This is a genomic window from Niabella terrae (genome assembly GCF_054783135.1).
Map to the genome: position 1 here is coordinate 115,717 of NZ_BAAGRD010000014.1, position 11,903 is coordinate 127,619.

The window sequence follows — 11,903 nt, forward strand, 5'->3', positions numbered from 1 at the left end:
CTACTTGCGCCACGCTAAATCCACAGGTCCGCCTTTACAGGACAGGCTTCCCGCCCAGGAAATACCGGACTCTTGCGAAATTAACAATTACCGGCTAAACAATGGCCTAATTCAACACCCGGGGTAAAATATTCCCTAAGACGAAAGCTAAAAACTTATTTTTGCGGCTATGGATTTAATTAAAGAATTAAGATGGCGGGGAATGCTGCAGGACATGATTCCCGGTACTGAGGAGCAACTGAACAAAGAAATCACAACAGGATATATTGGCTTTGATCCAACCGCTACCAGCCTGCATATCGGCAGCCTGGTGCCGATTCTCCTGCTGGTACATATGCAGCGGGCAGGCCACCGGCCGATTGTCCTGGTGGGCGGTGCTACCGGAATGGTAGGCGATCCGAGTGGAAAAAGTGAAGAAAGAAACCTGCTGACCGAAGCACAACTGGCGGAAAATGTGGCCGGCATTAGAAAGCAACTGGAACAATACCTGGATTTTGATCCCGCCAGTAACAATGCGGCCATCCTGGTCAATAATTATGACTGGTTCAAAGATATTTCCTTCCTGGAATTCCTGAGAGATGCAGGAAAACATATCACGGTCAATTACATGATGGCCAAAGACAGCGTAAAAAAGCGTTTCGACGGCGAAGTCGGCATCAGTTACACAGAATTCGCCTACCAGCTGATGCAGGGCTACGATTTTTACCATTTATATACCCAACACGGTTGTAAATTACAAATGGGTGGCAGTGACCAGTGGGGCAATATCACCACCGGGACGGAATTTATACGGCGCAAGGCGCAGGGCGAAGCTTTTGCCTTCACCTGCCCGCTGATCAAAAAAGCCGACGGTACCAAATTCGGCAAAACGGAACAGGGAAATGTCTGGCTGGACCCTGAAAAGACCAGTCCTTTCCAGTTTTACCAGTTCTGGCTGAATGCCAGTGACGCCGATGCGGAAAACTGGATCCGGATTTTCACCTTTCTGGAGCAGCCTGACATCGATGCCCTGCTGACTGCCCACCGGCAGGACGCGGCGCAACGCCGGTTGCAGAAAACCCTGGCCCGGGAAGTAACCAGCTTCGTTCACGGTCAGGCCGCCTTTGAGGCCGCGCTGGCGACCACAGAAAAATTGTTCGCCGATCAGAACAAGGCCGCGGAAGACATGGGTATCGAAGACCTGGAAGGTATGGAAGGCGTGGTAAAACTCAGCCTGACGGCAGGCGCACTCGACGCGGGCATAGATATCGTGAATCTGCTGGCCACCACCGGCATTACAGCCAGCAAGGGTGAAGCCCGAAAACTGATCCAGGGTGGCGGCATCCAGCTCAATCGCAGGAAAATCTCCGAAGTACAGCAACTGGTACAAACAAAGGACCTGTTGCATAACAAATACCTGTTATTACAAAAAGGAAAGAAAAATTATTACCTGGTGCAAGTACAGTAAGGGCCCGCTGTTGTGGTTCAGGCCCGGCGCCTGGAACGGCGGGGGGGACCAGGTGGACGGGATCCTCTGATCTTTGCTGCAAGCCGGTGCAGGAGCGCGGCTGTTTTCTTATCGGGCTTGTCTCCTATCAGGCGGCCCGCCACTTCCTTAACGGCCAGCGGCAGCAACAGCCTTAATGGCCAGGGGGCATTTTTTAATAGAAATTTGTTGAACACCAAATCGGTAGCTTTCCTGATCCCCAGTTTCACTACGGGATTGGTTTTGTCGCCGCTGAACGCCTCTTTGACGGTATGACGTATCCCATCAAAAGGATTCAGTTCATCTTTAAGGGCATTAAAGGACGCCGAAATCTGCTGACGGCTTTCTTTGGAATTTTGCTTCAGCCGTTGCTTTTCCGCCATCAGGTCCTCATAATTTCTGATCACAGGCTTAGTCATAAATTTTACTTATTATAATGTCCCGAATAAGTGGCAGTAATACTTTGCGGCTTAAGAGCAGAATGATAATCAAAATCAGAAACAGGCCGCCCGATACAATAAAGAAACCCAGCATGGGGCTTTCAAAATAGCGGCCGATCCAGAAGGCCAGCCCCATACAGGCAAACAGTAAGGCAAAAAGGAATAAGCCAAAAGCGAGTACCGCAATAATCAGCGAGGCCCCGAGCTTACTCCCCTTATCCGCGACACGTACCACCGAAAGCCGGTAATAATCCTTGGTCACTTCTTCAGCTGAGGAAACGATTTCTTCTATCTTTTCTTTGATTTGAAACATAGCACCTGTTTAACCGGTGAATTAAACAAAAAGTAGCCTGCAATTTGGTTTTCATCCGCAAGGAACGAAAATACAACTACCGGCAACTCCTTTAAAGAAATTGAAAGAGCCGTCGCTCTTTTACTCTTCCGAGTAATCTGAATATACGTCTTTGGCCTTTGTTTTTGCTTTCTTCATTCCGCTTTTTGCTCTGTCCATTGCTTTATGAGAAAGGTCAGAGAGGTTCTCTTTACCAGAAGCAATCAGACTGCCCAGGGAATCCGCCCAGTCATCAGTCCTGTGTTTGATTCTGGTTCTGGTCTTTTTACCTTCCTCGGTATAAAACAATAATCCGACAGCTACGCCGGCAGCAGCGGCACCCAGTATACCTAATAAAATCTTGTCCCTGTTTTTCATAATTTATTTTTTTTGTGTCAAGAAAAATAATCTTACCAGTATACCACCTAAAAAATCATACCAAACTGGTATTTCTCCCGCCTCATATCCCCAATATAACATATTCCGGCGATTTTAGCAAATATTTTAGGATCAGCGTTTTGTATCGGATTAGTCTCCCAGACGCGCCACTTCTTTATTCAGCCAACGTTTAACTGCTGCCGTGGTTACCGATTTGGGTCGTTCCAGTGGCATACCCAGGGCGCGGTCCCAACATAGGCTTGAAAGGACACCCAGGGCCCGGCTGACCGCAAACAATACGGTGTAATATTCATATTCGACCATGCCGTAATGTACCAGCAAGGCACCACTATGAGCATCTACATTCGGCCAGGGGTTTTTGACTTTGCCCAGGGACTGCAGAATATCGGGTACGGTTTCATAGATCCGCCATACAGTATTGACCAGTTTGTCATCCGGCATATGTTTTTTACCGAATTCCATCTGTGCCGTAAAGCGGGGGTCCGTCTTCCGAAGTACGGCATGACCGTAACCCGGTACAACCTTACCTTCAGACAGGGTTTTCTCCACATAGCTCTTAATCTGTTCCGTCGTCGGCTCGTCGGTATCCAGGGCAGCCTGCATTTCAAAAATCCATTTAATAACTTCCTGGTTGGCCAGCCCGTGCAGGGGCCCTGCCAGTCCATTCATTCCCGCAGCATAACTCAGATAGGGGTCGCTGAGTGCCGAACCCACCAGATGGGTTGTATGGGCGGACACATTGCCACCTTCATGATCGGCATGGATCACCATATAGAGCCGCATCAGTTCTTTAAACTCTTCATTGTCGTATCCCAGCATATGGGCAAAATTCCCGGCCCAGTCTAACAGACCGTCTGGCTGTAACGGCTTACCCTGTTTGTACTTACGCCGGTATACATAGGCTGCAATATGGGGAATACGTGCGATCAGGTCCAGCGTGTCTTCAAAAGTGGCGGCCCAGTAATCTTTCTTGTTCAGGCCATCGGCATATTTTGTTGCAAATACACTTTCACCCTGTAAGGCCATGATACCTACGACAAACATGGTCATGGGATGGGTATCCTTGGGCAGGGCCTTCATGGTATCAAACACATAAGTCGGCACATGGCTTCGACGTTGCAGAATGGAGCTCAGATTCTCCACATCCTGTTGCGTGGGGATTTCACCGACCAGCATGAGGTAAAAAAGCCCCTCCGGCAGGGGTTCACTACCACCGGCAACTTTGGGCAATTTGTCACGCAATTCATCGATCGAATGCCTTCTGAACCGTATTCCGTCCTGGGCATCCAGCAGGGAAGTTTCCGAGATCAACGCAATCATACCCCGCATACCCTGGTATATCTGAGAGAGTTTGATTTCATCAATGACTTTGTCGCCATGCTCTTTAAGCATCAGCTTGATCTCTTCACTCATCTTATCCGCCTGCTCCTTAAACTTTTGTTTCAGCATTTCCATAACACTTAAAATATTAACTTATTGATTGTATGGCAAGCAACCGCGCTAAAGATAATTAATGGCAAGTGGTTCAGCAAATTATATTGCAGATTTAACAGCTCAAAAAAGCGGAAACGTTTGCGCAAATTATTCGGGGAAAAACGGCTGTCCAAAATGGATCCGGAGGCGTCGGCCCCGCCCGGGATTACCTCCTTTACTTTGGGGTAGTCTGATATAGCCGGATGGCCACAATACTAAAAAACAGATTGGGCAGCCAGGCAGCCAACAGAGGTGGAAAATTCCCTTTGACGGAGAATACCGTGGAAAACTGATCGGCAATGATAAATATCGCGGCGATCACGATCCCCAATGCCAGGTGCAGCCCACTCCCGCCCCGGGTTTTTCTGCAGGCTATTACAGCCCCGATAAAAGTCAGTAACAGCACGGTGAAGGGAGTCGCTGAGCGCTTATAACGTTCCACTCTTAAAGAGTTCAGACCTTCGGTACCCCGCAATGCCTCTTTCCTGATAAACTGTTTGAGTTCCGGTGTGGTGAGTTTGTCTTTCTGGTATTCGTCATGGATCAGTTCGGATGGCAGGATATTGAGCCGGACAGTTTTCTCCGGATACTTTTTCAAACGTTCGCCCAGGCTGTCCACCTGTCTCTCGACGGCATTCACAGCCACCCATCGATTCTTACCACCTGTGGTATCCCAACGGATGGACTCGGCACGAAGATTATAAATAACTTTGCCATCCTTTACCCGCTGCATGGAAAAAAGCCCGCTACTCCTGGTTTCAATATTGTAATTCTTGACTTCCATATAGGAAGTACTGTCTATGCGTTTAAAGAAACAGTTAAAACAGTTGGTTTCCTGACGGTTCTTTAAAGGATTGTGTTTATCCAGCTTCTGCTGCATAAAATTGGTATAGATCACATTGGCCTTGGGAATAAAATAATACCGCCCCGCGAAAAGAATGGCCGCAAGAAAAAATCCACCTACAATATAGGGGCGCAAAAAACGGTTAAAAGTCGTACCGCTGGCCAGAATGGCAATCACTTCGCTACGCATGGCCATTTTACTGGTAAAAAAGATCACGGCAATAAAAACGAAGAGAGGAAATAACAAACTCCAGATAAAAGGAATGAAACCGATATAATACTGCGTAAAAATTTCCCAGTTGCTGAGCCCCGTTTTAACAAAGTCATCCGTTTTTTCACTACTGTCGACGGCAACGGCTACTACCGTAAACAGCAGCATACAGAATACGAAAGTGACCAACAGGCGTTTTATTATAAACCAGTCCAGGATTTTCATGCAGGGGACAAAAATAGCCTAAATTACCTTTTAAATTTTTAGCCCCGGGGATTTTAGGACGCTTTTTGAATTTGACCACCCATCCCCTTTTTAAATCACCTGTGGGCCCTTCTTACAATCGTGTTTTCAATCGCGGAATCATTTCCGTTTTCCAGGCGGCATAATCGCCCGCCAAAATATGGGCACGGGCCTGATCAGTCAGCCACAGATAAAAGGAGAGATTGTGCACACTGGCGATGGTGAATGCCAACAGTTCTCCCGCCTTAAACAAATGTCTTAAATAAGCTTTGGAATAATACCGGCTCATTTCACAGGGAAGGTCCTCATCGATCGCAGAAAAATCATACTGCCATTTTTTATTGTCTATATTGATCACGCCCCGGGTCGTAAACAACATGGCGTTGCGGCCATTGCGGGTCGGCATCACACAGTCAAACATATCCACGCCCAGTCCAATGCATTCCAGAATATTCCAGGGCGTACCCACGCCCATCAGGTAGCGCGGCTTGTCTGCCGGCAGGTGCTGACAGCACCAGTCGCAGATATCGTACATCACGGGTTCCGGTTCACCTACACTCAATCCGCCGATGGCGTTACCGGGCGCTTCCTTAGACGCAATATATTCACAGGACTGTTTTCTTAAATCCCTGAATGTTGCTCCCTGTACGATGGGAAAAAGGTTCTGGGTATATCCATATTTATCAGGAACCTCCCCGAATCGTGCAACACAGCGATCCAGCCATCGATGGGTCAGTTCCATACTGTTACGGGCATAGCTGTAATCACTGCCGCCCGGAGGACATTCGTCGAATGCCATCATAATATCACCACCTATACTGCGCTGGATATCCATTACCCTTTCCGGGGAAAACAAATGCCGGCTGCCATCAATATGGGATTGAAAAGTAACACCTTCCTCTTTAATCTTCCGGGTGCCGGATAAGGAAAACACCTGATAGCCCCCACTATCGGTCAGGATGGGCCGGTTCCAGTGATTAAAGCGGTGCAGGCCGCCGGCGGCCTCCAGCACTTCAATGCCCGGTCTCAGGTATAGATGATAAGTATTGCCCAGAATAATTCTGGCTTTTACCTCCTGTTCCAGTTGTTGCTGGGTAACTGCCTTGACACTGCCTGCCGTGCCTACCGGCATAAAAACCGGTGTGGCAATACTGCCGTGGTCGGTGGTCATCAGCCCTGCCCTTGCAGCGGAAGCGGTATCCTTCTTTTCCAAACTAAAACTTAATGTCGCCATGAGGCGCAAAAGTAATCGATTCCTGGCAGCTGCAGGCAGGCGAAAGGCCTTCCCGAACAAATTTGATGATCTAAATCCGATGGTGATTTCGGTACTACGGTTGATGCGTTTTCGGCTGGGCAGCGGGGCAAAAAAATAAATAAATTCTATTTCGGACAAATTTGTCCGAAATAGAAAATTTCCTACCTTTGTACTGAAAATTACCTACCATGTTTTCAAAAGCCTGCGAATACGGCATCAAGGCCATGACTTATATCGCCACCCGATCCCTCGAAAATGAACGGGTGAAACTCGGCGATGTCGCCCGTCAGACAGACTCTCCCGAAGCTTTTACGGCTAAAATTCTGGGGACCCTGACCCGGCTGGGCCTGGTACAATCCGTCAAGGGACCTTATGGTGGGTTTGAAATTCCGCCGGCCAAGATGAAACAGATCAGGATCAGCGCGATTGTTCACGCGATCGACGGTGATGCGGTCTACAATGGCTGCGCCCTGGGACTTAAAGAATGCAATGCAGCTGCCCCCTGCCCCCTGCATGACCATTTTTTCCAGATCCGGGACTCCTTAAAAAAAATGCTGGAAACAATCTCCGTGTACGATCTGGCTACGCAACTCCGATCGGGAAGCTCCATTCTGGTTCGTTAACGGCATTCCTCCAGGAATCCATTCAATTACAACTCAAAAATTCCACATATATGACAACAGCAAAGTTACCGGTAGCCATTATCAGCAGTTTTCTATGGATCGGTTTTGTAGGCGCGATCAGTTTTATGGAGGCCTGGGTGAAATTCCGGGCGCCGGGTGTAACCACGGCACTGGGTCTGGGTATTGGCCGTTTGGTATTCGGCGCACTGAATAAGGTAGAATGGGTACTGGTATTCATCATTCTGCTCAGTCTGCTGCTATCGCGGCAACCCCTGCTGCGGATCGGCCACCTGGCTTATTTTGTGCCTCTGGTCATTATCGCCATCCAGACAATCTGGCTGCTGCCCGCGCTGGATCTCCGGGCACAGCTGCATATTGAGGGTGCTGTACTGCCTCCATCCTCCCTGCATTTCTGGTATGTGGGACTCGAAATCATCAAAATCGTGAGTCTTTTCTGGTTTGGTTGTTCCCTGTTTAAAACGGCAGCGCCCCTGGTGGCCACTGGCTGATCACTACCGCATCGGCCGCTGATTTCCCCTGGCTATAGGAAAATATCAATTCATTTAAATATTACGATCATGATTAAAGCACAGGATTTCGCCAAAGCGCAGGGTCACTGGATCCTGGCCAGTATGGGTAAAAAAGTATTGCGCCCCGGAGGCCGGGCGCTCACCCGGAAATTAATCAGCGGGCTGGCCATCAGCCCGGCGGACCGGATCGTTGAACTGGCTCCCGGACTAGGCTATACCGCCACCCTGGCTCTGAAAGACCATCCCGAATCCTATATCGGTATTGATGCGGACCGGGACGCTGTTGCCTTCCTGACATCCCGACTCCGCGGACCCCATATCAGGTTCCGGCAGGGATCGGCCGCTGATACCGGCCTGGCCAGTCAGTCCAAAGACAAGGTATACGGAGAAGCCATGCTGACCATGCAGGCGGATCACCGCAAATCCGAGATCATCAGGGAGGCGCACCGGATTCTGATTCACAAGGGACTGTATGCCATCCATGAACTGGGGCTGAAAGATGTTGATGCTGATCTGAAAGTCCGGATTCAGCGGGACCTAGCCGAAGCGATCAAAGTAAATGCACGGCCGCTTACCGCTGCGGAATGGCAATCATTATTGGAAAAGGAAGGTTTCAAAGTCAAAGCCATTCATACTCACCCGATGGCCCTGCTGGAACCTGGCCGCATCCTTCAGGATGAAGGCTTCTGGCGTACTTTAAAAATTGGCTGGAATATCCTGAGTCATCCCGCCGCAAGAAAAAGGATACTGAAGATGCGGCAGGTTTTTCAAAGGCATCGCACCCACCTGAATGCCATTGTAATTATTGCAGAAAAATTATAAACTAAATTATACCATCATGAATATTACAAAAGATACCGTCATCGGACAATTGGTCGCATCGGACTATCGTACCGCAGCGGTTTTTAAAAACCACGAGATAGATTTTTGCTGTAACGGCAATACCAGCATCGGCGATGCCTGTAGCCGGGAACAGCTTGCTCCTGAACTCCTGATCGCCGAGCTCCAGGAGGCGACAACCACCCAGACCACGACGCATGCCAATTATGACAGCTGGCCCCTGGACCTGCTGGCCGATTACATTGAAAAAAAACACCACCGTTATGTCAGAAAACGTATCGGAGAAATTAGCCCATTTCTGGACAAAGTCGTGCGGGTACACGGCGGGCGGCATCCGGAATTGGGTGCAGTGCAGGAACTTTTCGAGGCCTCGGCACTCGAACTGACGGTGCATATGCAGAAAGAAGAAAAAGTTCTTTTTCCGCATATCCGTAAAATGATAGAAGCCGGAAGACCGGTGGCGGCTCCTTTCGGAAAAATTGAAAATCCGATTCAGGTGATGCTGGAAGAGCACGATTCAGAAGGCGAAAGGTTTCGGAAAATTGCCAGTCTGACCCGTAACTATACGCCACCGGCCGATGCCTGCAATACCTACCGGACTACTTATGCACTTTTACAGGAATTCGAACAGGACCTGCACCTGCATATCCACCTGGAAAATAATATACTTTTTCCCAAGTCCATCGCCTGGGAAAGCGGCAACTAAGCCGGCCGGATCTAAAGCAGCATTTATGAATAATCTGCCCATTAAAAGGCATGCCGCCCTGCAATCCTTTAGCCGGGATCATCATCACGGACTACTCGCCTGCTGGAAACTTAAAGAGGGGCTCAGATCAGAGGTGGCAATCCCCCGAATGATGAAATATGTCCGCTGGTTCTGGAACCACCAGCTCCGGGATCATTTTGCGGAAGAGGAAATACATATATTTCCCCTGCTGGCAACCGGGCATCCCCTCGTATTACAGGCGATTCGGGAACACCGCCGCCTGGAGCACCTGTTTACGAGGGCAGCAGAAAACAGCAGCACCCTCCAGGCAATCATAAAAGAACTGCAGGCGCATATTCGATTTGAAGAAAGGGAGCTGTTCACCCGGATCCAGGAAGCAGCCAACAGGCAGGCTATAGCAATAGCAGCAAAGCTGGACCGGGAACTCTTCGTGGATGGTTACAGCGACAATTTCTGGGCGTCAACGGCCGGTCCAAAATAGTCTGGTCGTCCGCAGATGCTTAATTTTGAAAAATTACAAAACAGTAGATCCCCAAAACCCTTATTGCCGCAATCAAAATGGAAATTAAAAACAGCAGCAGCGCAGATATCGATGAAATCTTTCAGTTTTATGCATACGCCGCAGCGCTGCAAAAAAGCAAAGCAGTCAGCCAGTGGCAGGGCTTTGACCGGTCGATGGTAGCCAACGAGATCCGGGAGCAAAGACAGTGGCGGATGATAATCGAAGAGCAGACCGCCTGTATCTGGGCCACCACTGATTCCGACGCGGAGATCTGGGAAGCGTTAAACAGTGATCCCGCCATATATATTCATCGCATCGTAACCCATCCCGATTTCCGGGGGCAGCAGCTGGTGGGGCAGCTGGTCGAATGGGCCCGGGACTATGGCAGGCTTCATCAAAAAAAATACCTGCGCATGGATACCGTAGGTGAAAATAAAGGATTGATCGACCATTACGGCAGATGTGGCTTTGATTTTTTGGGATTGAAAACCCTGACCAATAGCGATCGGTTACCCCTGCATTACCAAAATGCTACTGTGAGTTTATTTCAGCTGGAAATCTAGGCAAGGGCTGTCAGCGGGGGTCATCCAGTACCTGACCGCTCAGCAAATCTTCAAAATTTTCTCGGCGGCGGATCAACCGCGCCTGGCCATTTTGAACCAGTACCTCTGCAGGGCGGAACCGGGAATTATACCGCGAAGACATTTCAAATCCATAAGCCCCGGCGTTCTCAAATACCAGATAATCGCCCTCACGAATTTCAGGCAGTGAACGCCCCCAGGCAAAATTGTCCGTCTCGCAGATATTGCCCGTCACGGCATATTCCCGTAACGGCGCTTCGGCATTGGAGATATTTCTAATGCGGTGGTAGGCATCGTAAAACATTGGACGTATCAGGTGATTAAAGCCACTGTTGACCCCTGCAAAGTTTACGTTGGAAGTATGTTTCAGTACATTTACCTGTGTAATAAAATAACCACTTTCACTCACCAGAAATTTTCCAGGCTCAAACCAGATTTCCAGATGACGTGCCCGTTCGTGCGCTGCAAATGTCTGGAGCACACGGGCGGCCAGCGCTTCAACATCGATGGCAGCATCATCGTCCCTATAGGCCACTTTGAATCCGCCACCCAGGTCAACAGATTTTAAATCGGGGAACCGGTCCAACAACTCAAACAGCACCTGAATCCCCTGAATAAAGACTTCGGGATCTTTGATATCACTTCCGGTATGTACATGGAGATTGGTTATCTGCATCTGGTACTCAGCTACTATGGCCAGTAATTCCTCCAATTGATCCACGGGAATCCCGAATTTGCTTTTATCATGACCAGTCGCAATTTTCAGATGGCCTCCGGCCATAATATTGGGGCGAAGCCTGACCCCTACCGGATAACTGCCACCATAGGCCTTTCCAAATTTTTCCAGGTTCGACAGACTGTCGATATTAATAATCACACCCAGCGCCTGCGCTTCCTGAATTTCAGAAAAGCCAATACCATTGCTGGTATACAGGACACGGGACGGTTCAAAACCTGCGTGCAGGGCCAGTTTAACTTCATTGATAGAACTACAATCCACGTCACAACCGGCCGCCTTTAACAGTTTTAATATATTGATATTGGTTAATGCCTTTGACGCATAAAAAAAACGAACTTTTTGCGTTCCGCTAAACGCGGTTTGCAGCCGGTTAAATTGTTCCAGTATTTTATCTGCGTTATATACGTAAAGCGGGCTGCCGAACGCTCCGGCAATTTGCAATAACTGCTCATTATTTAGTGATGCTGCCATTCTCTATTTCGGATATCAAAAACGCAGTATCTGATATACTGCGCTTCCTTTTAAAAATAATATTTGTATTCTTCAGGCAGCGCCGGTTCGGGTTCTGCACTGTGGTTGATCAGTGCCTCCCTATGGACGTTCCTGCTGCTTCTCTGCTTCTTGTTCATCTTCCAATTCCTCACTCAGATTGCCATTGCCGTCATCGTCATCGTCGTCATCATCGTCGTCATTATCCTCGT

At 48.9% G+C, this 11,903-nt stretch carries 14 protein-coding genes; 7 read left to right on the plus strand and 7 right to left on the minus strand.

Going from position 1 to position 11,903, the window contains the following annotated elements:
* Positions 1-169: 169 nt before the first annotated feature.
* Positions 170-1,447 carry a tyrosine--tRNA ligase gene (gene tyrS, locus ACYVI9_RS14655; protein ID WP_460765749.1) on the plus strand — a complete coding sequence of 426 codons (1,278 nt, stop codon included), beginning with the start codon at positions 170-172 and terminating at the stop codon, positions 1,445-1,447.
* Positions 1,448-1,464: 17 nt separating this feature from the next.
* Here tyrS and ACYVI9_RS14660 read toward each other — a convergent pair whose 3' ends face one another.
* The 6 genes from ACYVI9_RS14660 to tgt all read right to left on the minus strand — a co-directional run bounded on the left by ACYVI9_RS14660 (position 1,465) and on the right by tgt (position 6,639).
* Complete coding sequence (locus ACYVI9_RS14660) at positions 1,465-1,884, minus strand: hypothetical protein (protein WP_460765752.1); 420 nt, start codon at positions 1,882-1,884, stop codon at positions 1,465-1,467.
* A complete protein-coding gene (locus ACYVI9_RS14665) occupies positions 1,877-2,218 on the minus strand; it encodes a phage holin family protein (protein ID WP_460765755.1) in 342 nt (113 codons plus the stop codon). The genes ACYVI9_RS14660 and ACYVI9_RS14665 overlap by 8 nt, the downstream gene beginning before the upstream one ends.
* Before the next feature lie 120 nt (positions 2,219-2,338).
* Positions 2,339-2,614, minus strand: coding sequence for a YtxH domain-containing protein (locus tag ACYVI9_RS14670; RefSeq protein ID WP_460765758.1), 276 nt, complete (start codon positions 2,612-2,614; stop codon positions 2,339-2,341).
* A 150-nt stretch (positions 2,615-2,764) separates the two neighbouring features.
* Complete coding sequence (locus ACYVI9_RS14675; RefSeq protein WP_460765760.1) at positions 2,765-4,090, minus strand: citrate (Si)-synthase; 1,326 nt, start codon at positions 4,088-4,090, stop codon at positions 2,765-2,767.
* A gap of 193 nt (positions 4,091-4,283) precedes the next feature.
* Positions 4,284-5,387, minus strand: a complete 1,104-nt coding sequence (locus ACYVI9_RS14680; RefSeq protein WP_460765763.1) for an LptF/LptG family permease — start codon at positions 5,385-5,387, stop codon at positions 4,284-4,286.
* 112 nt (positions 5,388-5,499) lie between these two features.
* On the minus strand, positions 5,500-6,639 hold the full coding sequence (tgt, locus tag ACYVI9_RS14685; RefSeq protein ID WP_460765766.1) for a tRNA guanosine(34) transglycosylase Tgt: 1,140 nt from the start codon (positions 6,637-6,639) through the stop codon (positions 5,500-5,502).
* Positions 6,640-6,848: 209 nt separating this feature from the next.
* Here tgt and ACYVI9_RS14690 point away from each other — a divergent pair, with 209 nt between their 5' ends.
* From ACYVI9_RS14690 to ACYVI9_RS14715, 6 genes are all read left to right on the plus strand, one after another.
* Positions 6,849-7,283 (plus strand): RrF2 family transcriptional regulator, encoded by a 435-nt coding sequence (locus tag ACYVI9_RS14690; protein ID WP_460765769.1) that lies wholly within the window; start codon positions 6,849-6,851, stop codon positions 7,281-7,283.
* Positions 7,284-7,333: 50 nt separating this feature from the next.
* Entirely contained in the window at positions 7,334-7,792 is a 459-nt protein-coding gene (locus tag ACYVI9_RS14695; RefSeq protein WP_460765772.1) for a hypothetical protein, read from the plus strand.
* Between the two features lie 69 nt (positions 7,793-7,861).
* Positions 7,862-8,635, plus strand: coding sequence for a class I SAM-dependent methyltransferase (locus tag ACYVI9_RS14700; RefSeq protein ID WP_460765774.1), 774 nt, complete (start codon positions 7,862-7,864; stop codon positions 8,633-8,635).
* A 16-nt stretch (positions 8,636-8,651) separates the two neighbouring features.
* Positions 8,652-9,359, plus strand: a complete 708-nt coding sequence (gene ric, locus ACYVI9_RS14705; protein ID WP_460765777.1) for an iron-sulfur cluster repair di-iron protein — start codon at positions 8,652-8,654, stop codon at positions 9,357-9,359.
* 25 nt (positions 9,360-9,384) lie between these two features.
* Positions 9,385-9,861 (plus strand): hemerythrin domain-containing protein, encoded by a 477-nt coding sequence (locus ACYVI9_RS14710; protein WP_460765780.1) that lies wholly within the window; start codon positions 9,385-9,387, stop codon positions 9,859-9,861.
* A gap of 77 nt (positions 9,862-9,938) precedes the next feature.
* Positions 9,939-10,445, plus strand: a complete 507-nt coding sequence (locus ACYVI9_RS14715) for a GNAT family N-acetyltransferase (RefSeq protein ID WP_460765783.1) — start codon at positions 9,939-9,941, stop codon at positions 10,443-10,445.
* A 10-nt stretch (positions 10,446-10,455) separates the two neighbouring features.
* Here the strand turns inward: ACYVI9_RS14715 and lysA are convergent, their stop codons facing one another.
* Complete coding sequence (gene lysA, locus ACYVI9_RS14720) at positions 10,456-11,673, minus strand: diaminopimelate decarboxylase (RefSeq protein WP_460765785.1); 1,218 nt, start codon at positions 11,671-11,673, stop codon at positions 10,456-10,458.
* Between the last annotated feature and the right edge of the window lie 230 nt (positions 11,674-11,903).

Coding starts and splice junctions, on each gene's coding strand:
- tyrS (WP_460765749.1), top strand. CDS start 170: ATGGATTTAATTAAAGAATTAAGATGGCGGGGAATGCTGCAGGACATG.
- ACYVI9_RS14660 (WP_460765752.1), bottom strand. CDS start 1,884: ATGACTAAGCCTGTGATCAGAAATTATGAGGACCTGATGGCGGAAAAG.
- ACYVI9_RS14665 (WP_460765755.1), bottom strand. CDS start 2,218: ATGTTTCAAATCAAAGAAAAGATAGAAGAAATCGTTTCCTCAGCTGAA.
- ACYVI9_RS14670 (WP_460765758.1), bottom strand. CDS start 2,614: ATGAAAAACAGGGACAAGATTTTATTAGGTATACTGGGTGCCGCTGCT.
- ACYVI9_RS14675 (WP_460765760.1), bottom strand. CDS start 4,090: ATGGAAATGCTGAAACAAAAGTTTAAGGAGCAGGCGGATAAGATGAGT.
- ACYVI9_RS14680 (WP_460765763.1), bottom strand. CDS start 5,387: ATGAAAATCCTGGACTGGTTTATAATAAAACGCCTGTTGGTCACTTTC.
- tgt (WP_460765766.1), bottom strand. CDS start 6,639: ATGGCGACATTAAGTTTTAGTTTGGAAAAGAAGGATACCGCTTCCGCT.
- ACYVI9_RS14690 (WP_460765769.1), top strand. CDS start 6,849: ATGTTTTCAAAAGCCTGCGAATACGGCATCAAGGCCATGACTTATATC.
- ACYVI9_RS14695 (WP_460765772.1), top strand. CDS start 7,334: ATGACAACAGCAAAGTTACCGGTAGCCATTATCAGCAGTTTTCTATGG.
- ACYVI9_RS14700 (WP_460765774.1), top strand. CDS start 7,862: ATGATTAAAGCACAGGATTTCGCCAAAGCGCAGGGTCACTGGATCCTG.
- ric (WP_460765777.1), top strand. CDS start 8,652: ATGAATATTACAAAAGATACCGTCATCGGACAATTGGTCGCATCGGAC.
- ACYVI9_RS14710 (WP_460765780.1), top strand. CDS start 9,385: ATGAATAATCTGCCCATTAAAAGGCATGCCGCCCTGCAATCCTTTAGC.
- ACYVI9_RS14715 (WP_460765783.1), top strand. CDS start 9,939: ATGGAAATTAAAAACAGCAGCAGCGCAGATATCGATGAAATCTTTCAG.
- lysA (WP_460765785.1), bottom strand. CDS start 11,673: ATGGCAGCATCACTAAATAATGAGCAGTTATTGCAAATTGCCGGAGCG.